17 protein-coding genes are annotated in these 22,291 nt (G+C 70.5%); 8 read left to right on the plus strand and 9 right to left on the minus strand.

Annotated elements, in window-relative coordinates; genetic code table 11:
* Positions 1 to 1,591: 1,591 nt before the first annotated feature.
* Positions 1,592 to 2,317 (plus strand): ParA family protein, encoded by a 726-nt coding sequence (locus ACFOY6_RS20125; protein WP_379636903.1) that lies wholly within the window; start codon positions 1,592 to 1,594, stop codon positions 2,315 to 2,317.
* A 2-nt stretch (positions 2,318 to 2,319) separates the two neighbouring features.
* Positions 2,320 to 2,946 carry a hypothetical protein gene (locus ACFOY6_RS20130; RefSeq protein ID WP_109517012.1) on the plus strand — a complete coding sequence of 209 codons (627 nt, stop codon included), beginning with the start codon at positions 2,320 to 2,322 and terminating at the stop codon, positions 2,944 to 2,946.
* A gap of 43 nt (positions 2,947 to 2,989) precedes the next feature.
* On the opposite strand, the gene ACFOY6_RS20135 is transcribed toward ACFOY6_RS20130, so the two are convergent.
* Entirely contained in the window at positions 2,990 to 3,919 is a 930-nt protein-coding gene (locus tag ACFOY6_RS20135; RefSeq protein WP_379636901.1) for a replication protein RepA, read from the minus strand.
* Positions 3,920 to 4,776: 857 nt separating this feature from the next.
* On the opposite strand from ACFOY6_RS20135, the gene ACFOY6_RS20140 reads away from it, so the two are divergent.
* Complete coding sequence (locus tag ACFOY6_RS20140) at positions 4,777 to 5,844, plus strand: 4-hydroxythreonine-4-phosphate dehydrogenase PdxA (protein WP_379652055.1); 1,068 nt, start codon at positions 4,777 to 4,779, stop codon at positions 5,842 to 5,844.
* Between the two features lie 152 nt (positions 5,845 to 5,996).
* Here the strand turns inward: ACFOY6_RS20140 and ACFOY6_RS20145 are convergent, their stop codons facing one another.
* Together ACFOY6_RS20145 and ACFOY6_RS20150 are read right to left on the minus strand one after the other, a co-directional pair.
* Positions 5,997 to 7,103 (minus strand): isocitrate/isopropylmalate dehydrogenase family protein, encoded by a 1,107-nt coding sequence (locus ACFOY6_RS20145; protein ID WP_379637287.1) that lies wholly within the window; start codon positions 7,101 to 7,103, stop codon positions 5,997 to 5,999.
* Positions 7,094 to 7,813, minus strand: coding sequence for a GntR family transcriptional regulator (locus ACFOY6_RS20150; RefSeq protein WP_379652056.1), 720 nt, complete (start codon positions 7,811 to 7,813; stop codon positions 7,094 to 7,096). The genes ACFOY6_RS20145 and ACFOY6_RS20150 overlap by 10 nt, the downstream gene beginning before the upstream one ends.
* A 177-nt stretch (positions 7,814 to 7,990) precedes the next feature.
* Here ACFOY6_RS20150 and ACFOY6_RS20155 point away from each other — a divergent pair, with 177 nt between their 5' ends.
* Positions 7,991 to 8,995, plus strand: coding sequence for a tripartite tricarboxylate transporter substrate binding protein (locus tag ACFOY6_RS20155; RefSeq protein ID WP_379652057.1), 1,005 nt, complete (start codon positions 7,991 to 7,993; stop codon positions 8,993 to 8,995).
* A gap of 12 nt (positions 8,996 to 9,007) precedes the next feature.
* Here the strand turns inward: ACFOY6_RS20155 and ACFOY6_RS20160 are convergent, their stop codons facing one another.
* The 4 genes from ACFOY6_RS20160 to ACFOY6_RS20175 all read right to left on the minus strand — a co-directional run bounded on the left by ACFOY6_RS20160 (position 9,008) and on the right by ACFOY6_RS20175 (position 16,147).
* Entirely contained in the window at positions 9,008 to 11,224 is a 2,217-nt protein-coding gene (locus tag ACFOY6_RS20160; protein ID WP_379652058.1) for a TonB-dependent siderophore receptor, read from the minus strand.
* A gap of 205 nt (positions 11,225 to 11,429) precedes the next feature.
* The gene (locus ACFOY6_RS20165) at positions 11,430 to 13,034 is read right to left on the minus strand and encodes a M20/M25/M40 family metallo-hydrolase (protein ID WP_379652059.1); all 1,605 of its coding nucleotides are present in this window, start codon (positions 13,032 to 13,034) and stop codon (positions 11,430 to 11,432) included.
* Between the two features lie 26 nt (positions 13,035 to 13,060).
* Positions 13,061 to 14,644: an ABC transporter substrate-binding protein gene (locus tag ACFOY6_RS20170; RefSeq protein ID WP_379637273.1), complete on the minus strand. Its 1,584-nt coding sequence runs from the start codon at positions 14,642 to 14,644 to the stop codon at positions 13,061 to 13,063.
* 90 nt (positions 14,645 to 14,734) lie between these two features.
* On the minus strand, positions 14,735 to 16,147 hold the full coding sequence (locus ACFOY6_RS20175) for an amidohydrolase family protein (RefSeq protein WP_379652060.1): 1,413 nt from the start codon (positions 16,145 to 16,147) through the stop codon (positions 14,735 to 14,737).
* A gap of 129 nt (positions 16,148 to 16,276) precedes the next feature.
* Here ACFOY6_RS20175 and ACFOY6_RS20180 point away from each other — a divergent pair, with 129 nt between their 5' ends.
* Positions 16,277 to 17,071 (plus strand): IclR family transcriptional regulator, encoded by a 795-nt coding sequence (locus ACFOY6_RS20180; RefSeq protein ID WP_379652061.1) that lies wholly within the window; start codon positions 16,277 to 16,279, stop codon positions 17,069 to 17,071.
* Positions 17,072 to 17,074: 3 nt separating this feature from the next.
* Here ACFOY6_RS20180 and ACFOY6_RS20185 read toward each other — a convergent pair whose 3' ends face one another.
* Positions 17,075 to 18,142 carry an Ldh family oxidoreductase gene (locus tag ACFOY6_RS20185; protein WP_109517021.1) on the minus strand — a complete coding sequence of 356 codons (1,068 nt, stop codon included), beginning with the start codon at positions 18,140 to 18,142 and terminating at the stop codon, positions 17,075 to 17,077.
* Between the two features lie 45 nt (positions 18,143 to 18,187).
* On the opposite strand from ACFOY6_RS20185, the gene ACFOY6_RS20190 reads away from it, so the two are divergent.
* Positions 18,188 to 19,105, plus strand: a complete 918-nt coding sequence (locus ACFOY6_RS20190) for a LysR family transcriptional regulator (protein ID WP_379652062.1) — start codon at positions 18,188 to 18,190, stop codon at positions 19,103 to 19,105.
* A 21-nt stretch (positions 19,106 to 19,126) separates the two neighbouring features.
* Here ACFOY6_RS20190 and ACFOY6_RS20195 read toward each other — a convergent pair whose 3' ends face one another.
* Positions 19,127 to 20,101: a Bug family tripartite tricarboxylate transporter substrate binding protein gene (locus ACFOY6_RS20195; RefSeq protein WP_379652063.1), complete on the minus strand. Its 975-nt coding sequence runs from the start codon at positions 20,099 to 20,101 to the stop codon at positions 19,127 to 19,129.
* A gap of 184 nt (positions 20,102 to 20,285) precedes the next feature.
* On the opposite strand from ACFOY6_RS20195, the gene ACFOY6_RS20200 reads away from it, so the two are divergent.
* A complete protein-coding gene (locus ACFOY6_RS20200) occupies positions 20,286 to 21,545 on the plus strand; it encodes a metallophosphoesterase family protein (protein WP_379652064.1) in 1,260 nt (419 codons plus the stop codon).
* 43 nt (positions 21,546 to 21,588) lie between these two features.
* Positions 21,589 to 22,291, plus strand: a 703-nt coding sequence (locus ACFOY6_RS20205; protein ID WP_379652065.1) for an AAA family ATPase, incomplete at its 3' end; no start/stop codon positions are given.

Consider the following 22,291-nt stretch of genomic DNA (forward strand, 5'->3'; position numbering starts at 1 on the left):
GCGACCAGGCGCAGCGCCTCCCCCCCGCCGAAGCCGCTGATGCCGACGATGCCGACGCGAATGCTCATGCTGGTGTCCTTCCGGGGTGCGGGCAAAAGAAAACCCCCGGAGCCGGGGGCTGCGGGGGTTCAGGAATGCGGGCCGGGGCCGCGCCGGCGGGTGGGGCCTAGGGCAAGGCCGCCGCCCCGCGGAAGGGCGCTGATCGACGCGCAGCCCGGAGAGCCGCCGCTTGGGTGCGGGGGCGTCGGCGTCGGTCACAAAGGGCGTGCGGGCCGGGCATGTCCGGCGAGACTCTCGCTGCCCAGATCCATCGCCAAGCAGGATATCTTTTGGCCAGCTTTCTCGAATTTGTCAGTCTCCACAAGGTCTTATAACCTTTGATTATCGTGTGTTAAAGACAACCGAAGCATGATTGCCTAAATTTCTTAGTTCACTTGCCTTTGCTATGAAGCGAGCTGCTGCTCTGCCGAGAGCTGAGGATGTTGATCTAGTGTAGCTGTGTTGTCTCTGTACGAATAATCTGCTTTCGCACTTCGCCAGATTGGCGGCTGTCCGAGCGGGGCAAGGGTTCCGCCACATGCCTGCTTTTCGCAGTGGGCTCCTTCTCCGGTGCGCCCGCTTTTCACACTCCTGCTCGGCAAACACTCTCCTCTCTCGGCCTGAGGAGTCTGCTCTGTCTCTGCGGCTGAATCTGGTGCTTCATCACGCTGCGGATGGTGCCCGATCACTCGGTCGCTGTGCTGCAAGATCCGTTGAGCGCGACTCTTGTTAAAGCTCCTAGCTGTGTCCTCAGGAGTGAGCAGCACGAGGCACAGTTGGTCCTGGATGCAGCGAGCCTTTTCCTGTCCTATGTCTCCTGGTACTTCGCTTGGAAGAACCTGAAACGGTGTCGGCAGCGCGGCTTCGGGGGAGTGTTGCTTTCCGCCCTCAAGCCTGGTCCGCAGAACCCGCTCCGCCAGTGGACCGCCGCCGATCCCGCAGCGATCTCCTGGATCCGGATAATATGGTCTCTGCCCGGAGGCCCTGCTCGGCCCGGGTCGCTATCGGCATCCCGCTGCGTCAGGAGATGCTTATGGGGCTTGCTCGCCAAACTGTGGAGCCTCTAACAGTAGCAATAAGAAGTCGAAGCTGCCCTGTTCGTTGCCGGTGGCCGGAGCTGCGCTGATGGCTCGCATCTCGTCTCGGCGCGCAGCCTCACTCACGGCGCTCAAGCGCCTTGTCCGCCCTCAGATCGCACCATGAGCTTCCGCCAGAACAGTCGGCTCTTATAAAGCAAGAAGCGTCGGCTTTGTGATTGCGCACGTCAGCGCAAGCGCAGAGGCTATCTAATGTGGCCGCAAAGCAGATTAGTCGCCTCCCAGCATGCTCATTGTCATGAACTTGCCTGCCCTTCAGAGCCGACACAGTACGACGCACATCGTCCCGTCGGTTAAGTTGATCGTGACAACAAGGGCTGGACCTTGTGTTATCACGCCCTTCTCGAACGCTCTTCGGCGGAAGATTATCCACATCGCATGTTTGACGCCATCAAACATGCTACGCAGACATTGTCTGTCTTCCAGAATAGGAAAGACGGAGTAGGAGATAACAAATGAGTCGCCGTCCTCCCGCTGCTCTTGCGCGCAAACCTGCTGCCACAGCCTCGCTGGAACCTTCGGTACCTCATACGCAGGTTTTGCTTTTGTCCAGCGCCAAAGGCGGCAGCGCAAAGACGACGAGCACCCGTAATCTCGCGGCACTCGCAGCTCGCGATGGATACCGAGTGGGCACGATCGACCTGGACATGCAGCGCACGCTGACACGGTGGTGGAACCGCCGACCAGATCAGCTGCCCGCTATTCACCACTTTGACAAAGTCAACATGGCTGAAGCGGCCGAGGCAATTCAGGAACTCACTTCCCTCAAGGAATTTGACTTTCTATTCATCGATACGCCGCCGGGTATCGAGCATGATACGGAACAGCTGCGTGCTGTCATTCGGCTGGCTGGACTTGTGCTGATCCCTACCAGCCAGGGCGGCGAGGATCTGGAGTCCGTGGCTGAATGGATGAAGCTCGTGCGCACCGAGGGGCGTCCGGCCTTTTTCCTTCTTTGCAAGACGGACCGCGATGTCAGCAGCCTGGGGGAAGCGCGGCACTATCTGTCGTCAGTGGGAAAGCTGTGCCCGCACGATGTTCGGCATATGCAGGCGGTCATGCGTACCTATTTCGACGGCAAGGGCGTCGGCGACCTCACAGGCAAGATGGGTCGTAAGGCAGCGGAAGATTATGAAGCGGTCTGGAATTTCGTTCGGTTCGAACTGGGGCTGGAGAAGTGACGATGGCTGTCGATCCCAAGGAGCGGTGGGGCGCCCGCAAGGCAGCTTCGCGCCGCGCTTCCATTCTCACCATTGCCCATGAGGATGTCGAAACGCCGCGGACGACCGTCTACAAGCTCTCCAATGAGACAGAGGTTGTCCGAGAGGTAGAGGTTCTTTGGGAGACCGCCCAGAGAGCATTTCTCGCCATCGGCCGACTTCTTGTCCAAGCAGAGCGGCAATTCAGGGGCAGCTTCGAGAAGGACATTATCAGCCGGCTACCTTTCAACCGTTCCGTCGCGCATATGCTGCGGACTGTCGCGGAAAAGGTCGAGCAGGGATATGTACCGGAGGCCGAGCTGCCGCGAAGCTACGCCGCCGCTTTCCGTCTGGTGACGCTGGAGCCAGAGGCATTGGAGGAAGCGAGAAGCCGCGGCCTCGTTTCTCCTCATACGCCACGCTCCGCCATTGAGCGATTTCGGCAGGAACTGAAATCACAGCGGATCGCTGCCAGTGGCGAAGCTGCTCTCCTGGCCGTCAAACGACGGGATCTGCTCTCGCGTCTGGAGCGCGCGAAGCGGGAGGTGGAGAAGCTGTCTCAGGAGCTGGCCGAATTGGACAGTTTAGAAGCCAGCCAGGACCATTCCTGAGGACTTCGGCGGGAAGCCTGGCGCCGTGGACGAGGCCTGCGTCTCAGCGCGTGACAAGGGAGATCTGCGTCTTCCGACTGGAAATGGGTGCCGGCGAGGGAGACAGAGACATGCCGCTCGCAAGGCACTCAACCCGGGCGGAGGGATAGACCGCCGTTGCCAGGGAGAGCTGCTCCATGAACGTCTCCCGGAAATGGTCCAGCCTCCGGATGCCGGTGCCAAACTGCGCGTGCAATGCCTTCCAGGAAACCGAAGTCGGGCTAGGCAACACATGCAGGCGGTAGGCGAGCCAACAATAGATATCAAGCGCCATGGAGTGGCGGTTGATTGCGCGGATGGCGGATTCCTCAATCGGCATCGGATGGCGCCTCAGCTGATCGAAGAAGGTTTCCGACAGCTTCGTGCGCTCGAGGAACTGGCTCCCGCCAGAGTCCTCATCCTCGTTGAACAGGGCCTTGTCGACGATCAGCTGCTGGACCAGCGCGGAGCGGCCTGCCTGCTGTACCTCGAAGGTCAAACGGCAGCGCGTGATCCGCTCCGCCTGTTCCCGTACATCCTTGATCGACTTTCCGCCCGGCGAAATCCCCATTCGTCCGAGCCAAGCGCGTAGGCTTCGTCCGAGCTCGATTTCCCGGCTGCCTGTCCGAATGGCTTCGGACTGAAGATACAGCATGATCAGGCGCGCCCGGCTGCCGTAGGGAACCCCGATCCACTCCAGGCTGCCATCAGGGCGGGTTTTCCGGCCGGGCTCCACCAGCAGGCTCACCTTATCGGTCCGGACCTGCCAGGGCTGGTCGTCCGCCAGCCGCTTGTGGGGCAGTGCGGCCTGCGCCCAGCCGGAATAGATGAAGCCTATTCCGCCATCCTCGTCGCCCAGATAGTCGGCCGCGGCGTCGACCACACGTCGGTCGATGTCCAACTTCAAGACACCTTGCCGGCCGTGCACTTCCAGCATCCGATGCACTTCCGCCACGTCCCGCTCCTATCCTCATCATGGCGACCTTGAGGAAGATGCAGCATTTCTCCGCTTTTGTCGCTGAGGACTTTGGCGGGGCAAGCTATTAGAAGCCTATTAGTGATACTAGATATTAGTATGTCCCGTCAGAGTCCTCGGGACAAAGGGCTTGAAGCCAATAAAAACGTGGGAACAGCCCCGCCCGAGTCCTCATTTTGCCCGCTGAAGTCCTCAGCGGCCGTGTGGACAAGAAAGCCGTCGGCCGTCCTGGCTTTCAGCCGAATCGGCGCCTGTGCAGAAGCGCGCGATCGCCGATGCGCTGCCTGGGGGAATGGATCCTCCCGCCAAAGTCCTCGCAGGCAGCCGCTCAAGCAGGATCCTCCCGCCAAAGTCCTCACCCCCTGCAGCACGGATATGTCCATCCTCGGGTCCAGGAGGCATTCGGTGATAGTGCCTGCGGCATGCCGCTCCGGGGCCGCTGGCGCCGGACCTGCCCCTGCTGATCCGCGGCAGAGCCCTTGCCACATGCTCAGCAAGGAGAAGTCGACCAAGGCCGACGGGGTGCAGGCACAACTGCATGGCAGCAGAGCGGGGTTCTGCATCCCGACCAGGAGAGGCTTTGCACCGGGAGTGTACTCGGAAGCGCGGATGAGGCGTGGCACGTCTATGCGGGCGGCGGCCGCCGCCTGCGGGGCGAAGCAGGCAGGGGAGGCGTCTGGAAAAGCCGCGTCGAGAAAAATGTCTGGAGACGAGAAGGCAAGGTGGTGCCGTAGCCAAGCTGGGGCCGGACCGGAACAAGCTTGCGGATATTCTGCATACAGAGTACAATAAGGCAAAGCCCATCGCGTCCTGCCGGGCATCGGGAGAGCACCGCTATGACCCAATCCGCTTCCCTTCCTGTCATCGCCCTGGCCATGGGTGATCCTGCCGGCATCAGCCCGGAGCTGACCGCGCGTATCCTGGCCGATGAAACGGTGCGCGCCGCTGCCGGGCTGATCGTCATCGGGGATCTGCGGGTACTGCGGGACGGCGCGCGCGTGGCAGGAGTTGACCCGGCGCTGCATGTCATCGGGCCGGATGTGCCGCTGCCGGAGGATCTCTCCACCCCTGCCTTCGTCGACCTCGGCACGCTGGACCCTGCCATTCTCCGGCGCGGCGAGATCAGCGAGGCCGGCGGCCGCTTCGCGGCGGAGAACTTCCGCTATGCGCTGTCCCTCGCTGTGGCTGGCCATGCCGATGCCGTGTCCTTCACCCCTTTCAACAAGGCGGCGATGCGGCTGCACGTGCCGGGCTACGAGGACGAGATCGGCTTCACCGCCAATTTCATCGGCTTCCGGGGCGCTGCCAAGGAGTTCAACGTGCTGGAAGGGCTGTGGAATGCCCGTGTCACTTCGCATGTGCCGCTCTCGGCCGTGGCGGGGTTGATCACGCGGGACAGCATTCTGGAGAATCTGCGCCTGACCCATGCGGCGCTGCGCGATTCCGGTATCCCGGCGCCCCGCATCGCGGTGGCCGGGCTGAACCCGCATGCCGGGGATGGCGGCAATTTCGGCCGGGAGGAGATCGAGGTGATCGGCCCCGCCGTGGCCGCCGCACAGGCGGAGGGGCTTGGCTGCGACGGGCCTTATCCGTCCGACACGGTGTTCGTCCGTGCCAGGCGCGGCGATTTCGACGCCGTCCTCACCATGTATCACGACCAGGGGCAGATCGCGATGAAGCTGATCGGCTTCGAGCAGGGCGTGACGCTGCTGGGCGGCTTTCCCTTCCCGATCTGCACGCCCGCGCATGGCACGGCCTATGACATCGCCGGACATGGCATTGCCCATCCTGGTGCCGCCCGCAACGCGCTGCTGCTGGCCGCCCGCATGGGGGCCGCCCAGCGGCGCCGCCGCCCGGCGGCCGGCGGCTCGCTGCTGGAGGTAAGGGCTGCGATGGCTGCCTGATTCAACCCGGACACGGCGGCGCGGGCGAGGCTGGAGTCACTGCCCTTCACCCGCCTCCGCGCCGCGCTGCCGCACGCCCTCCTGGCGGTACGAGGGCGGCCTGGATTGCGCCCCCGCCTGAGGCGGGCCGGCGCGGCTTCCCGCCCAAGTCCTCAGACAAGTGCGCCGAGGCCGAGCCGCTCGCTCACGGCGCGCGCCACCTCCGCCGTGCCGGCGCGGCCGCCGATGTCGGGCGTGCGCAGCCCGGCGGCGAACACCGCGTCCACCGCCGCCTCCAGCTCCGCCGCCGCCTCGGCCCAGCCCGGCCCGGCGCCGCGCCCGGCCAGCCAGTCCAGCATCATCGCCGCCGAGAGCAGCATGGCGGTGGGGTTGGCGATGCCCCGGCCGGCGATGTCCGGCGCCGTGCCGTGGCTCGGCTGGAACACCGCATGGCCATCGCCGATATCGGCCGAGGGCGCGAAGCCCATGCCGCCGATCAGCCCGGCGCCCAGATCGGAGAGGATGTCGCCGAACATGTTCTCGGTCGGCAGCACGTCGAAATCCCAGGGGCGGCGGACCATGTCGAGCGCCATGGCATCGATGTAGTGGTGTGCCGCCTCCACCTCCGGGTGCTGGGCCGCCACCTCGTGGAACACCTTCCGCATGAAGGCGAAGCCGGTGAAGACGTTGGCCTTGTCCACCAGCGTCACGCGCCCGGGCCGGCCGCGACGCGCGGCGCGCCGCCGCGCCAGGTCGAAGGCGAAGTGGGAGAGGCGCTCCGTGGTCGCGCGGGTGATCACCATGGTGTCCCGCGCCTCGCGGTCGTCGATCAGCTCGCCCTTGCCGCGGGCGGCGAACAGACCCTCCGTGCTCTCCCGCAGGATCACCATGTCGATCTGCGCGGCACGCGGGTCGGCCAGCGCCAGCGGCACGCCGGGCAGGGCGCGGATCGGCCGCACGCCGGCATAGAGGCCGAGGCGGAAGCGCAGATCGAGCTGCGGCGCGATCTCGGTGCCATCCGGGTAGCGGATGCCCGGCCAGCCCATGGCGCCGAGCAGGATGGCATCCGCCGCGCGGGCGCGCTCGAAGGCGGCCTCGTCCATGGCGCTGCCGGTGTCGCGATAGGCCATGGCGCCGGCGCGCAGCGTCTCGGAATGCAGCCCCAGCGCGTGCCGGCGCGCCAGCACCTCCAGCACGCCCATGCAGGCCTCGCTGACCTCGGTGCCGATGCCGTCGCCGGGCATCAGGGCGATCTGCACCGCGTTGCGGTTCACAGCCATGCCACGCCACTCCGTTCGATGAGAGAGATGAGTTCCGCACCGCTGCGCCGGCGGTGCCGGCGGTACAGCGCATGCGCCCGTTCCGGATCGCCGTCGGCGATCGCCTCCAGCACACGGCGGTGCTCGGCGGTGCTGCGGGCGGGCAGGGGGCGCTGGTGCAGGGTGAAGAGCCTCGCGCGGTGCGACTGCTCCCACACCTGCATCACCATGCCTGCCAGCCGCCGGTTGCCGCACAGCTCGGCCAGGCCGAGATGGAAGGCCTCGTCCGCCTCCGCCCAGGCCGGGCGGTCCTGCGCCGCCAGCGCCTGTTCCATCGCGCCGCAGGCCTGCTCCAGCCGGCCGAGGCCGGCGGCGGGTTCCGGGCGGCGGGCCAGCAGCTCGGCCGCCATCGGCTCCAGGCTGGTCAGCACCTCGTAGATCTCGCGCATGTCGGCGGCGGCGATGGGCAGCACGCGCATGCCGTGGCGCGGCGTGATGGCGACCAGCCCCTCCTGCTCCAGCCGCACCATCGCCTCCCGCACCGGGGTGCGGGACAGGCCGAGACGCAGCGCCAGCTCGCCCTCCAGCAGCTGCGCGCCGGGGGGCAGCAGATTGTCGAGGATCATGGCCTTCAGCCGGGCATGCGCCTGGCCGGCGGCGGTGGGCTGCCGGCCCTGGCCTTCCCCGTCCAGGGCCTGTGGCGCCCGTGGGGATACGGGTCCTGTTGCCATCGCTCGGCCCTTCCTGGGTGCATGCCGCCCTGTGTGCGGCAGAAGAACGAATTCGTTTGCGTATGCATTGTTGGCAGTGACAGGATGCCGCCGTCAAGCAAGATCGGCCCACGGACCGCCGTGCAGGACCGGCATCGCCCATGGCCCGCGCGCCATGAGCCCCAGGGAGAGACCGCGATGACTGCCAGCACACGCCGCTTCATGATCACCGCCGCGGCCGCCGCCGCCACGGCGCCCTTACTCCTCCGCGCCGGGCCCGCCGCAGCGCAGGCGGCCAGCGGCTATCCCAGCCGCCCGGTGCGGCTGATCGTGCCCTTTCCGCCCGGCCAGGCCGCCGACATCTTCGCCCGGCTGATGGCCGACGAGCTGTCGAAGCGCTGGCCGCAGCGCGTGGTGGTGGAGAACCGCTCGGGCGGTGCCGGGGCACTCGGCATGGAGGCCGGCGCGCGCGCCGCGCCGGATGGCTACACCCTGCTCGTCGGCACCTCCGGCACGCTGGGGGTGAACCCCTCCGTCATGCCGCACCTGCCCTATGACGCGGAGCGGGACTTCGCCGCCATCACCAACATCTTCACCCTGCCGCTGGTGCTGGTGGCGCACCCCGGCACCGGGCCGGAGGATCTGCGCGGGATGCTGGCGCGGGCGCGGGAGAAGCCGGGCGCGCTGAACTACGCCTCGGCCGGGCCGGGCACCGCGCAGCACATGGCCATGGAGATGCTGGCGCACCGCGCCGGCGTGCGGATGACGCATGTGCCCTACCGTGGCAGCGGCCCGGCCATGGCCGACCTGATCGCCGGCAACGTGCCGCTGATGATGGACAGCCTGGCCAGCGCCCTGCCGCAGGTGCAGGCCGGCCGCGCCCGGGCGCTGGCGGTGACCAGCCGCGCCCGCGCGCCGCAGCTGCCGGCGGTGACCACGGTGGCCGAGGCCGGGCTGGAGGGCTACGAGGCGCTGGGCTGGTCCGGGCTGGTGGCGCCCGCCGCGACGCCGCCCGAGATCCTGGCGCGCATCAACGCCGACGCCGTGGCCATCCTGCGCGACCCCGCCGTGTCGGCGCGCATGCTGGAGCTGGGCGGCTTCCCGGCCCCCGGCACGCCAGAGGAGTTCGGCGGCTTCATCCGCGGCGAGATCGCAAAGTGGCGGCAGGTGGCGCGGGAGGCCAATGTGAGGCTGGAGGGCTGAGAGGGCCCGCGCTCACCAGCGCGCGCGGACCGAGCCGAGGATCAGCCGCCCGTTGCCGTAGTAGCAGGCGGTGACCGAGGAGCAGCTCGCCACATAGTCCTTGTCGGCGATGTTCTGCGCGTTGACGGCGAACTCCAGCCCCTTGGCGCTCTCGAAGCGGGCGCCGAGATCGTAGCGCAGCGCGGCGTCGAACAGCGTGACGGCATCCACCTTGAAGGTGTTGGTGTCGTTGCCGTAGGTCGAGCCGACGTAGCGCGCGCCGCCGCCGAGCGAGAGGCCGCGCAGCGGGCCTTCGGTGAAGCTGTAATTGGCCCAGCCGCTGGCCATGTGGTTGGGCACCTGCGGCACGCGGCTGCCAGCGACACCGGCATTGTTGGACTTGGTGATCTCCGCGTCGATGTAGGAATAGGCGCCGATGAGGTCGAGATTGGCGGTCAGGCTGGCGCGCCCTTCCAGCTCGATGCCGCGCGAGCGGATCTCGCCCTGGGCGATGCTGCCGGTGAGATAGACCGGGTCCTGCGTCAGCACGTTCTGCTGCGTGATGTGGTAGGCGGAAGCCTGGATGAAGCTGTTCATGCCGGGGGGCTGGTACTTCACGCCCACCTCGTACTGCTCGCCGGTGGTGGGCTCGAAGGTGCCGCCGCCGCGCTGCGGCGCCTGCGTGCCGGTGTTGGGCAGGAAGGAGGTGGAGTAGCTGGCATAGGGCGCCAGCCCGTTGTCGAACAGGTAGAGGCCGCCCACCCGCCAGGTCAGCGCGTCGTCGAACTGCGAGAGGCTGCCGGCATCGGCGCCCGTCGTGGTGTGCGTGGTGGTGCCGATGCTGGCGCGGTCGTAGCGCAGCCCGACATTGAAGCGCCAGCGGCCGAGGGCGACCTGGTCCTGCGCGTAGAAGCCGAGCTGGTCGATGTTCTGGTTCGTCAGCCCGCTCGGGTCGGTCAGGATGGCGGGGATGGACTGGTAGTAGACCGGGCGGAACAGGTCGATGCCCGGCACCCCCTGCGAGCGCAGACCCTGGCGCGCCCGGGCCGAGGTGCGCTGCCAGTCGATGCCGAACAGCGCCGTGTGCCGCAGCGCGCCGGTGGTGAAGCTGGCCTGCGCCTGGTTATCGAGCGCGAAGGCGTTGGCGTGGTCGGAGACGAAGGTGGCGCTGCGCGTGCCGGTGCGCTGATCGGCGCCGACCGAGCGCACGGAGAGGACGTTCACCTCGGCGTCGATATGCGCGTAGCGGAAGTTCTGCCGCACCGTCCACACATCGTCCAGCCGGTGCTCGAGCTGGTAGCCGATGGCGGCCTGGGTCCGGTAGTACTTGTCATAGGCCGGGTCGCCGCCGAAGAAATTGCGCGGGATGCGGCCGTTCGGATTGGCCAGCACCGTGCCGCTGGCCGGCACGAAGTTGTAGAAGCCGCCCTCCGGATCGTGCTGGTAGGAGGCGAGGAGGGTGATGGTGGTGCTGTCGTCCGGCCGCCAGGTGAAGGCGGGGGCGATAGCGATGCGCTCCTCCTCCACATGGTCGTACTGCGTCCCGGACTTCCGCGCGATGCCGGTCAGCCGGTAGGTGTAGCGGCCATCCTCGGTCAGCGCGCCGCCGAGGTCGAAGGCGGTCTGCAGCAGCGCGTTGCTGCCGGCCTCGATACGCACCTCGTTGACGTGGTCGGCGGTGGGGCGGCGGCTGACCAGGTTCACCAGGCCGCCGACGCCGGTCTGCCCGTAGAGCACCGAGGCCGGGCCACGCAGCACCTCGATGCGCTCCAGCAGCCAGGGATCCGTGTTGGGTACGCCGAAATAGAGGCCGCGCCCCTGGCGCAGCCCGTCGAGGAAGTTGACGAAGGCGGCGCCCGTGCCCTGGCCGCCGAAGCCGCGCACGAAGACGCTGTCGTAGCGTGCCGAGGGCCGCACCTCGCCCAGCACGCCGGCGGTGTAGCGCAGCGCCTGGCTGACGCTGAGCGCCGCCTGGTCATCCACCTGGTCGCGGGTGACGACGCCGACCGATTGCGGCGCCTCGATCAGCGGCGTGTCGGTCTTGGAACCGGTGGTGGTGACGGGCGCGACATAGCCGGGCACGCCCTCCCAGGCCCGCCATGCGGTCGCCTGCACATCGACGGTCGGCAGCTCCAGCACCGCCCCGGCCGAAGGCTCGGTCCCCTGCGCCTGAAGCGGCCGGCCCAAGGTGGGCAGCATCGTCAGCGCGGCCGAGGCCAGGAGGAGGGTGCGGAAGCGGCGACGTGTCATTCTGGGCCTCGAGCGGCGAGAGGGAGACAGGCGATTCAATTGCGAAAGACTCGCATTATCATCTGTCTCCTGATCGCCGCGTGCAAGAGGCAAACCGCCGCCCCTGTTGCCGGCAAGGCTCGCCCTGTGGCCTCCGCGCCACGCCCGCAAGGAGGAGGGCCCCGCCGCGTGCGGCGGCGGGGCCGGTCCCGGAAGCCGGCCTTGCCTAGAGCGGCTCGCCCGCGCCGGTGCCCGCGTGTGGCGTGGGGATGCACCATTCCTCGCCGCGCGGGGTGGAGACGTATTCGGGCCAGCGCAGATCGACCGGCGGGTCGAAATCGGCCGGCAGCAGCGGCCCCACCCACCGGCTGCCGCCGACGCCGCCGCCCGTGCGCTCGCGGAACTCCGCCTGGGCGGCGGCCAGGGCGTCCGGCCTGGCGGCGAGGTCCAGCAAGGTCAGCGCCATGGTGCGGCCGGCGACGAACATGCCGGGATCGACCGCCGCGGGCAGCCCGCCCAGGGCGTTGTAGGCCCAGGCGGGATAGGCATAGCCCGGCTGCGGCGGGCGCAGCCGCGGCCGCGCGGCGAGCAGCCGTACCGTCGGGCAATGCCAGGAATATTCCACGTAGTCGTCGGCGCTGAGATGCTTCTGCCAGGGCGGCAGGCCGGCGCGCAGCTTCGCCTCGTTCTCCTCCGGCGGCGTCAGGCGGGAGACGCTGGCGATGAACGGGTCCTGCATCGGCTCCAGCCCGAGGTTGCGCTGGATGGCGCGGCCAAACTCCAGCGCCTCCTCCGGATAGGCGGGCGCGCCGACCTCCTGCAGATTGGCCCAGGTGAGTTCCGTCATCGCCGTGTTCGGCAGGCCGACGCGCGTCTTCGTCACCCAGCGCACGAAGGCGCGGCAGCCGGTGATGGCCGCCACGTGGCGGGCATTGGCGGCCAGCACCTTCCAGATCTGTTCCTGGATGGCTAGGGAGGAGGAGCGCCAGGAATACTGGATCTGGCTGAAGCGCGGCGGCAGATTGTCCGAGGTGGCGCCGCCATCGCCCAGGATGAACTCGTTGAGCGTCCAGGAGCCGCTGTGCGGGAACATCGCCTCCTTGGTGTACTTGGTCGTCGTGTACATCAGGCAGAGCGCGTCCACCGCGCCGGGGCAGCGGGCGATGGCGTGCGAGGCGTCGATCGGCATCAGCGAGGGATCGACCCACTTCTCCGGTGCCTCCGCCTCGAAGCTGATGACGGCGCTCCAGTAGGCGCCGAAATGCGTCTCGCCCGTCACGGTGTTGGAGGGCCAGGGGTGCCACACCACGGCGGCGTCCAGCCCGTCGAAATAGCCCTTCGCGGCATGGATGGGCTTGGAGCCGCACACCTTCTCCGCCGGCTCGCCGAACAGCTTCAGCGTGCCCGGCACGCCATGCGCCTGCATGGCGGATTTGGCGGCCAGGATGGCGGTGAGCGCCGCCGTGCCCAGCACCGAATGCGGGTCGGTGTGGCCGGCGGCATAGGGGTGCACGCCGTCACGCGGCGCCTTGTGGGGCACCACCTGCTGCGAGTTGCCCGGCACCGCGTCATACTCGGAGAAGCTGGCGAGCACCGGCCCACCTTCGCCCTGCCCCCATCGCGCGGCGAAGGCGGTGGGCATCTGGCCGGAGCCTTCCTCCACCTCGAAGCCCTCGGCGCGCAGGATCTCCACATAGTCGCGCACCGACTTGTATTCGCGCCAGGCCGGCTCGGCATGCTCCCAGATGCGCGCGTTGAAGGCGGAGAGCCGCGCCTCGTTCGCCGTGATCCAGTCCATCGCGTGCTGTCGGATCGCTTTGAGCTGCTCCATCAATCCTCACTCCGGTGCGGCGGCCCTCAGGCCGGGCGGACATTCCAGAAGGTGGCGAAGCCATCCAGCACGCCGGTGATGCCGCGGCGGAAGGCGGTGGGCTGCATGTACTGGCCGAGCGGCAGGTAGGGCACGCTCTGCATCGCCTGCAGCTGGATGTCGCGGCAGATGGCGGCCTGCGCCGCCTCGTCCGGCGCGTCGAACCAGGCATCGCGCAGCGCGTTGATGCGCGTATCCTCCGACCAGCCCGCGTAGCTGCCATCGGCGCGCAGCGCCATGTGCACCGCCGGGTTCAGCCAGTCCGTGCCCGACCAGGTGGTGACGAAGCCGCTCCAGCCGCCCTCGGCCACCGGCCCGCGGCGGTTGCGCCGCTGCAGCATGGCGTTGAACTCGACCGCGTAGATCTCGACATCCATGCCGAGGCGCTTGAGCAGGTCGGCGGTGACGGCGCCGAGCGCCATGCCGGCGGCGGTGTTGTTGCCGGCCATGATCAGCACCTTCTCGCCCCTGTAGCCGGCGGCGCGGATCTCCTCGCGCGCCTTCTCCAGGTCGCGCGGGCCGGTCAGCGGCTCCAGCCCCGCCGTCGAGGCCATTGGCGTGTTCGGGCAGAAGAAGCCGAGCGGCACATGGTACAGCGCCGGGTCATCGACGCCGACGATGGCCTGCATGCAGTCCGACTGGCTGAGCGCCCGCCACAGTGCGCGGCGGATCGCCGGGTTGTCGAAGGGCGGCTGCAGGTGGTTCAGCCGCAGCATGGTGACGAAGCCGGTGGGATCGAGCACCCGCGTGGTGACATCGCGGGCGCGCTTCAGCAGCGGCAGCTGGTCGTGATAGGCGTATTCCTGCCAGTCCTGCTCGCCGGAGAGCAGCGCCGCCGTGGCCGTGCCGCTGTCCGGGATCGAGCGCCACTCGACGCGGTCGTAATGCACCACCTTCGGGCCGGAGGTCCAGGAGAGCGTGCCATCGGGGCGCGGCACGTAGCGCTCGAACTTGGTGAAGACGTTCATCGAGCCCGGTACGCGCTCATCCGCCTTGAAGCGGAACGGGCCGCTGCCGACGATCTCGGGCACCGGCTTGAACGGGTCCGTCATCGCCAGCCGCTCCGGCATCATGACGCAGACCGGCACCGAGGCCTTGCCGAGCGCGATGGGCAGCAGCGGGAAGGGCCGCTTCAGCCGGAAGCGGATGGTCCTGTCGTCGGGCGCCGAAAGCTCCTCGGTCGCCGCCATCAGCGTGGTGCCGAAGACGTCGCGCTGGCCCCAGCGCCGCAGGCTGGCGACGCAGTCCCGCGCCAGGACGCGCTCGCCATCGTGCCAGAACAGGTTGTCGCGCAGGGTCAGGTCCCAGCGCAGCCCGCCATCCTCCACGCGGTGGCCCGCCACCATCTGCGGCGTGGCGCGGTAGTTGCCGTCCATGCCGTAGAGCGTGTCGTACACCATGTAGGCGTAGTTGCGCGTGATGTAGCCGGTGGTCAGGATCGGATCGAGCGTCACCAGATCCTGCTGCGGGGTGAAGCGCAGCGTGGTGGCCGAGGCCGCCCGCAGCTTCGCGGGCAGGGCCAGCGCGGATGCGCCGGCACCCAGGGCCTGAAGGAGGTTGCGCCGTTGCATGGGAGTCTCCTTGCTTCGTCGAGCCGTGTCGTGAGCCTGGTCTTTCCCCTGTGCCCGGTTTGGCCGGGCCTTGTTGGTCCGGGGTGCGGTTCAGCCCTGCCCGGCGGCGCCGGGCAGGCCGGTGCCGGCGAGCAGCCGGTCGCCCGAGGCCAGCAGCCGCGCCTTCTCGGCCGCCAGCCCGGGGTGGAGAAGGCGGCCATCCTGCTTCAGCAGCCGGCCGCCCACCATCACGTCGCGAATGTCGGCCGCCTGCGTGAAGTGGATCAGCGCCTGCACCGGCTCCCGCGCGCCGATCATGCCCAGGCTGTCGCGGCGGACGATGATGAGGTCCGCCTGCTTGCCGGGCGTCAGCGAGCCGATGCGGTGGTCGAGGCGCAGCGCGCGGGCGTTGTTGATCGTGGCCCAGCGCAGCACCGCCTCATGCGTCAGCGAGACGGCGGTGATGGGCGAGCCGCTGGTGGCGATCTCCTGCGCCGCGGCGGCGGCCGGCTGCGCCTGCTGCCGCGCCACGATGTGCTGGTTGTTGAACAGCCGGTGCAGCTGCAGGGCGGCGCGCATGCAGTCCAGCATGCCGCCGCCGTTCAGCAGCTCGGTGTCCGGCGCGATGGAGGGCGCGCCGCCGAGCGCCGCGACGCGGCAGCTCAGCGGCTCCCGCGCATTGCCCTTCACCTCGGCCGCCGCGGTGGAGGTGACGGAGACGCCGCTCTCCACGATGACGCGCAGCTCCTCCTCGCCCAGATAGGTGCCGTGCACGAGGTTGTGGTCCGGGCCGAGCAGCCCTTCCTCGGCCAGGCGGCGGTAGCCCTCCGGCACCAGCCGGTTGGTGTTGCCCCAGACATGGGCGGAGGAGAGCAGGCCGTATTCCCGCGCCAGCGCGAAATCCGCGCGGCAGACATCCATCGTGGAATAGTCCGGCCCCAGGATGCAGGCGGCCAGGGTCACGCGCGCCGTGTCGGCGGCGAGCCGGGTGGTGCGCAGCCGGCGGATCTCGGCGGCAGGGTGCGGCACCTCCGAGAAATGCGGCTCGCCCGGCCGCGGCTGCGGCTTGACGGTGCCGTGGCCGAACACGGCGCGGATGCCGCTGTCCAGCAGCCCGTCCAGCGCGGCGTCGGTGTGCTCCGGCGTGGCGTTGCCGTGGCACCAGTCGAACAGGGTGGTGACGCCGGCATCGAGCTGCGCCAGCGCCCCCACCAGCGTGCCGACGCGCAGGTCCTCCGGCCGGTAGCGCGGCCCGAGGACGCCATGCATGATCCGGAAGTAGTCGACGCTGGTCCAGTCGCCGCCGATGGCGCGCAGCGCGGTCTGCCAGGTGTGCAGGTGCGCGTTCACCAGCCCGGGCAGCACGAGGCACCCCTCCGCCCCGATCACCGCCGCGTCCGGCGCCTCCAGGGCGGGGCCGACGGCGAGGATGCGGTCATCCTCCACCAGCACGTCGCCCTGCGGCAGGCGGCCGATCCGCTCGTCCATCGACAGCACGAGGCCGCCCCTGATCAGTGTCCGCATCGCCCCGGCCCCCGGCCTTGCATGACGTGGCAGCGTTCTCTATATAGAACACCATTCTTCAGGAAATATGGTGCCGCCGCTGTTCCGGGCCTGTCAACCGGCGCGGCGCGTTTTGCCGCGGGAGCATCCATGGCTGCGGGGGAGGGGGCGGCGGCAGTGCCGGCCGTCGGGAAGTGCCTGTCCATCATCCGGCTGCTCGATGCCGAGCCAGGGGCGGGGCTTGGCCTCGCCGCCATCGCCGGCCGGCTCGGCCTCACCAAGAGCCACTGCCTGATGATCCTGCGCACCCTGGTGGCCGAGGGGTGGCTCTCCCACGACGCCGCGCGGCAGCGCTACGCCCTGGCGCCCTCGCTGCTGCTCGACCTGGCGGCGACCATCCGGCGGCACGACCGCGGGGCGCTGGTGCAGGATGTGCTGGCGAGGCTGGCGGAGGGCATCGGCCTGCCCTGCCTGCTGTGCCGGGTGAACCGCGACGGCAGCTTCACCTGCGTGGACCGCGTGCAGGGCGGCCCGGCCGGCGCCGCCGGGCTTGTGATCAACGTGCCGATCGGCCACCGCTACCCGGCGGATGCGCCGGCGCAGATGCGCGCCCGCCTCGCCGCCCTGCCGCCGGCGCGGGCCGAGGCGCTGCTGGAGGCCATGCCCGTCCACGCCTTCACCCCCGCCACGATGACCGACAAGGCCGCCATCCGGCAGGAGGTGGAGGAGGCGCGGCGGCGCGGCTACGCCATCGGCCGCATGGAATACCTGGAGGGGATCATGAGCATCGCCGCGGCGGTGCCGGGCGTGGCGGGGCCGGCCAGCCTCATCCTGCAATGCACCGGGCCGCAGGCCGCCATGGCGGCGCGGGAGGCGGCGCTGGGCGAGGCCGTGCTGGAGGCCGCCCGCCGCCTCGCCCGCGCCGCGGAAATGCCCGGCGGCTGAGCCTCAGCCCGCCGCCCAGCCTTCGGGGGCCGGCACGCCGAGCAGCCGCGCCGCGGCGGCCAGGTCCTGCCGCGTCTTCTCCGGCAGGGCCAGCCCCTCCGCGCGGTGCCGCGCCTCGTTCCGCGCCTCGATCTCGCCGGGGTAGAACACCTCGTCGCAGCCCGGCACGCGCGGCACGGACTTGATCTCCGCCACCATCCTCTCCATCCGCTCGGCGAAGGCCTCGGCCGGCCCGAAGGCGGCGATGTTCAGCGCCAGGAAGAGATGCCCGCAGCGGCTGCGCTTCTCCGCCTGGTAGGGGCCGCTCACCTCCTCCAGGATGCCGCTGCCCGAGAGCACGCCGGAGAGCACGTCCATCATCACCGAGATGGCGTAGCCCTTGTGCTCGGCCATGGGGAGGATGACGCCGCCCAGCGCCGCCACGGGGTCGGTGGCCGGGTTGCCCTCGGCGTCGATCGCCCAGTGCGGCGGGATGGGCTGGCCCTTCTGCCGCGCCAGGAAGATCTTGCCGCGCGCCACCACGGTGTTGGCGATGTCCAGCATCATCGGCGCGTGCCGTCCGGCGGGGGCGGCGATGGACCAGGGGTTGTTGCCCACCAGCTTGCGCCGCCCGCCCCAGGGCGCCATGGCCGGGCTGCCATTGGTGGTGAGCAGGCCGATGCACCCCTCGGCCGCCGCCATGCGCGTGAAGTAGCCGAGCGCCCCGTGGTGGTTCGAGTTGCGCACGGAGACGACGCCCACCCCATGCGCGCGCGCGCGCCGCACCGCCTCCGCCATGGCCTGCGCCGCCACCACCTGGCCCACCCCGTCCGCGGCGTCCATCAGCGCGATGGCGCCGGCATCGACCAGCCAGCGCGGCTGCGTCACCGCCTGCATCACGCCGCTGCGCAGCCGGTCGATGTACCAGGGGGCGCGCATCACCCCGTGCGAGGAATGGCCCCAGAGGTCGGCGGTGACGAGGCTCTCGGCCACCAGCCGGGCATCCGGCGCCGGCAGGCCGGCGGCCTCGTAGAGGCGGGTGACGAAATCGGCCAGGGCATCGGGCCGGAGGAGGGGGAGGGGCGGGGTCATGCGTGGCGTTCCCTGCGGGGGTGGCTTAATTCATGCGCCATGGGCATGAATTTCGAGATCCTGGATTTGCGCGCGCTGATGGCGGTGCTGGAGCTGCGCAGCTTCAGCCTGGCCGCGGCGCGGCTGAACCTGTCGCAGCCCGCGCTCAGCCGCCGCATCCAGCGGCTGGAGGGGCTGCTGGGCGGGCCGCTGCTGGAGCGCACCACGCGGCACGTGGCGCCCTCGGCGCTGGGGCGGCAGGTGCTGCCCCTGCTGCGCCAGGCGCTGGACGGGATGGAGACGGCGCTGGACGGCATCGAGGATCTGGTCAGCCCCGGCGCCGGCCCCGGCGGCGGGCGCGGCCCGGTGACGGTGGCCTGCCTGCAGACGGCGGTGGCCGGGCTGCTGCCGCCCGCCCTGGCCGCGCTGCGCCGCAGCCACCCGCGGCTGCGCGTGCGCATCCTCGACATGACGGCGCAGGAGGCGCTGCGCAGCGTGGCGCGGGGCGAGGCGGAGCTTGCCGTCACCATCGCCGCCGACCTGCAGGATGCCGGGCTGGTGGCGGAGCCGCTGCTGCAGGACCCCTTCGTGCTGGCCTGCGACGAGGCCCATCCGCTGGCGCGGCGGGAGAGCCTCGCCTGGCGTGAGCTGGCCGGGCTGCCGCTGATCCTGGCCGCGCGCACCAGCGTGCACCGCGCCCTCATCCAGGATGCGCTGGCGCAGGACGGCGTGCGGCTGGGCTGGGCCTATGAGGTGCTGCATATGGCGAGCGCCTTCCATCTCGTCCGCGCCGGTCTCGGCGTCTCGGTGCTTCCGCGCATCGCCCTGCGCGCGGCGGAGGCCGCCCGGCTGCGCGCCGTGCCGCTGCGGGAGCCACTCATCAGCCGCACCCTCTCGCTCGTCCACCGGCGCGCGCGCGGCCTGACCGGCGCGGCGGAGGCGCTGGCGGAGCAGCTCCGGATCGCGGCGCGGGCGGAGGCGTGAGGCCCCGGCCCGCGGCCGCCCTCAGGCGAGGCCGATCTCCTTCAGCACCTCCGTCGTGTCCGTCACCTCCCGCTTGAGGAAGGCGCCGAACTCGTCGCCGGGCAGCCAGGCATCGTCCCAGCCGCGCTGCGCCAGCAGCTCCTTCCATTCGGGCGTGGCGTGCATCCGCGCCATCAGCGTCACCAGGGCGGCCTTCTGCTCGGCGCTCAGCGTCGGGGCGGCGAAGACGCCGCGCCAGGTCGGCATCGCGATGTCCAGCCCCGCCTCCTTCAGCGTCGTCACATCCGGGCCGGCGCGGCGCTCGCCGGTGGTGGCCAGGGCGCGCAGCCGCCCGGCGCGGACCTGCTCGCCGAATTCCGAGATGCCGGAGATGGCCGCCACCACCTGCCCGCCCAGCACCGCCGCCTGCGCCGGTCCGCCGCCGGAGAAGGCCACGTAGGAGGCTTCCCGCGCCGAGCGGCCCAGCGCCTTCAGCATCAGCCCCAGCGTGATGTGCTCCGTGCCGCCGGCCGAGCCGCCGGCGACCGAGACGGCGCCGGGATTCTCCTTCAGCCGCGCGAGCAGCCCCTGCAGGTCCTGGATCGGGGAATCCGGCGGCACGACGATGACGCTGACCTCCTCGGTCAGCCGCGCGACCGGCGCTACGTCCAGCACCCCCATGGGCGACTTGTTGGCGATGGAGGCGCCCACCATCACGCTGCCCGCCACCATCAGCCCCTCGGGCCGGTTGCGGTACTGCGCCAGAAAGCGGGGCAGGCCCACCGTGCCGCCGGCGCCGCCCACATTCTCCACCTGCACGTTCCCGGCCAGCCCGGCGCGGCGCACCACCTGCTCGATGGCGCGGCCCAGCCCGTCCCAGCCGCCGCCGGGATTGGCGGGGATGAACAGCCGCAGCATGGAATACAGCGCCTCCGCCTCGGCCTGCCCGCCGCGCAGCAGCAGCGCTGCTGCCGGCAGGGTCAGGGTGGCCTTCAGCAAATGCCGGCGTCGGGTCATGCGCGTCTCCTCCTGGCGAACCGGAGCCCCTTGGCGGGGCGGTTGCCCCAGCCATAGAGCCGCGCGCCCCGGCCGATAAATGCGCGGTTTCGCCCATCCATGCGCCACGCGCATAAATCTGCCCCTCGCTTGCGCGCCTGGGGCCGCGTGCTAGTCATGAGACCATGAGGATGTCGTCGCGCCCTTGACCAGCTTCCGCTTCCTGCACGCCGCCGACCTGCACCTGGACAGCCCGCTGCGCGGCCTCGACGCCGACCTGTCCGCCCCGGCCGCCCGCATCCGCGGCGCCAGCCGCGAGGCGTTGTCCGCGCTGGTGGACCTCGCCATCGCCGAGCAGGTGGATTTCGTCGTCGTCGCCGGCGACCTCTACGATGGCGACTGGTCGGATTTCCGCACCGGCCAGGCGCTGGTCGCCGCCCTGGCGCGGCTGACCCGCGCCGGCATCCGCGTCGTCGCCATCCGCGGCAACCACGACGCGGAAAGCCAGATCACCCGCGACCTGCGCCTGCCGGACGGCGCCAGCCTGCTCTCCACCCGCCGCCCCGAGAGCGTGCTGCTGGCGGAGCATGGCGTGGTGCTGCACGGCCAGAGCTTCGCCAACCGCGACGTGACGGAGAACATCGCCCTCGGCTACCCGCCGCCGCGCCCGGGGCTGTTCAACCTGGCGCTGCTGCACACGGCGGCCACCGGCCGGCCCGGCCACGCCTCCTACGCGCCCTGCACCGTCGAGCAGCTGGCCCGGCATGGCTACGACTACTGGGCGCTCGGCCACATCCACACGCGCGAGGTGGTGTTGCGCGACCCGTGGATCGTCTTCCCCGGCAACCTGCAGGGCCGCCACATCAACGAGGCGGGCGCCAAGGGGGCCAGCCTCGTCACCGTGCGGGAGGGGCGTGTGGCCGGCGTCGAGCACCGCACGCTGGACGTGGTGCGCTGGCAGCGCGTGGCGGTGGACTGCACCGGCGCGGCCGATGACGACGCCGTGCTGAACCGCGTGCTGCGCGCCGTGGGCGAGGCGGTGGACGCCGCCGACGGACGCCTGCTGGCGCTGCGGCTGGAGCTGTCCGGCCCCACCGCCGCCCATGCCGCCCTGGCGCGCGACCGGGGCGAGACGCTGGGGCGGATGCGCGCCGCCGCGCTGGAGGCGGCGCCGGAGGAGGCGTTCTGGATCGAGGCGGTGCGGCTCGGCACCCGCCCCGCCACGCCGCCCGTGCCCCGCGCCGATGCGGTGGGCCGGCTGCTCGACACCATCGCCACCCTGCCGGCCGAGGCGCTGCCGCCCGATCTGGCCGAGTATGCCGGGCAGCTCCTGCAGCGCGCCCCCGGCCTGCGCGACGCGCTCGGCCCCGACCATCCGGCGGTGCAGGCGGCCGAGGGGCGGCTCGGCGCCGAATGGCTCGGCCGCGCGCGGGACCTGCTGCTGGCCCGGCTGGCCGAAGACTGAACGCGGCAGACGGAACGCCCCGGACCAACGCCTCGGAGACAGGATGCGCCTGACCCGCCTCGCCCTGCGGAACTACGGCCCCTTCGCCGAGGCCGCGCTCGACCTCAGCCCGGAGCCGGGCTGCGTCAACCTGGTGCTGGCGCCGAACGGCGCCGGCAAGTCGGTGCTGCGCGCCGCCTTCGGCGACCTGCTCTTCGGCATCGGCATGCAGACGCCGATGGGCTTCCGCCACGGCTATGGCGGCATGCAGATCGCCGCCGAGGGCGTGGCGCCGGATGGCCGGCGCTTCGCCTTCCTCCGCCGCAAGGGGAAGGGCGCCGGCCCGCTGCTGGGGCCGGACGAGGCGCCGCTCGACCCCACCCTGCTGCCGGGCCTGCTCGGCGGCGCCGACCGCCCCCTGCTGGAGCGCCTCTTCGCGCTGGACACGGCGCTGCTGCGGGCGGGCGGCGCCGGGCTGCTGGCCTCGGGCGGCGCGCTGGCCGTGGCGCTGCTGGTGGCGGCCGGAGGCCTGCGCCCGGCGCAGCGCCTCGGCCAGGGCGTCGTGGCGGCGCGGGACCGGCTGGCCCCCACCCGCAAATCGGCCCAGCGCCCCTTCTACGAGGCGCTGGACCAGCTCAAGGCCGCCAAGGACACGCTGCGCGGCAACCTGCTGCGCCCGGCCCAGTGGCGCGAGCGCGAGCGCGTGCTGGTGGCGGCGACGCAGCGGCTGGAAGCGGCCCGCGCCGCGGCCGCCGAGGCCGGCGCCA

Source organism: Teichococcus aestuarii (assembly GCF_042651065.1).
Taxonomy (GTDB): Bacteria; Pseudomonadota; Alphaproteobacteria; order Acetobacterales; family Acetobacteraceae; genus Pseudoroseomonas; species Pseudoroseomonas aestuarii.

Bases quoted from the DNA above. Each gene is read 5' to 3' on its own strand.
- ACFOY6_RS20125 (WP_379636903.1), top strand. From the start codon at position 1,592: ATGAGTCGCCGTCCTCCCGCTGCTCTTGCGCGCAAACCTGCTGCCACA.
- ACFOY6_RS20130 (WP_109517012.1), top strand. From the start codon at position 2,320: ATGGCTGTCGATCCCAAGGAGCGGTGGGGCGCCCGCAAGGCAGCTTCG.
- ACFOY6_RS20140 (WP_379652055.1), top strand. From the start codon at position 4,777: ATGACCCAATCCGCTTCCCTTCCTGTCATCGCCCTGGCCATGGGTGAT.
- ACFOY6_RS20145 (WP_379637287.1), bottom strand. From the start codon at position 7,103: ATGGCTGTGAACCGCAACGCGGTGCAGATCGCCCTGATGCCCGGCGAC.
- ACFOY6_RS20150 (WP_379652056.1), bottom strand. From the start codon at position 7,813: ATGGCAACAGGACCCGTATCCCCACGGGCGCCACAGGCCCTGGACGGG.
- ACFOY6_RS20155 (WP_379652057.1), top strand. From the start codon at position 7,991: ATGACTGCCAGCACACGCCGCTTCATGATCACCGCCGCGGCCGCCGCC.
- ACFOY6_RS20160 (WP_379652058.1), bottom strand. From the start codon at position 11,224: ATGACACGTCGCCGCTTCCGCACCCTCCTCCTGGCCTCGGCCGCGCTG.
- ACFOY6_RS20165 (WP_379652059.1), bottom strand. From the start codon at position 13,034: ATGGAGCAGCTCAAAGCGATCCGACAGCACGCGATGGACTGGATCACG.
- ACFOY6_RS20170 (WP_379637273.1), bottom strand. From the start codon at position 14,644: ATGCAACGGCGCAACCTCCTTCAGGCCCTGGGTGCCGGCGCATCCGCG.
- ACFOY6_RS20175 (WP_379652060.1), bottom strand. From the start codon at position 16,147: ATGCGGACACTGATCAGGGGCGGCCTCGTGCTGTCGATGGACGAGCGG.
- ACFOY6_RS20180 (WP_379652061.1), top strand. From the start codon at position 16,277: ATGGCTGCGGGGGAGGGGGCGGCGGCAGTGCCGGCCGTCGGGAAGTGC.
- ACFOY6_RS20185 (WP_109517021.1), bottom strand. From the start codon at position 18,142: ATGACCCCGCCCCTCCCCCTCCTCCGGCCCGATGCCCTGGCCGATTTC.
- ACFOY6_RS20190 (WP_379652062.1), top strand. From the start codon at position 18,188: ATGAATTTCGAGATCCTGGATTTGCGCGCGCTGATGGCGGTGCTGGAG.
- ACFOY6_RS20195 (WP_379652063.1), bottom strand. From the start codon at position 20,101: ATGACCCGACGCCGGCATTTGCTGAAGGCCACCCTGACCCTGCCGGCA.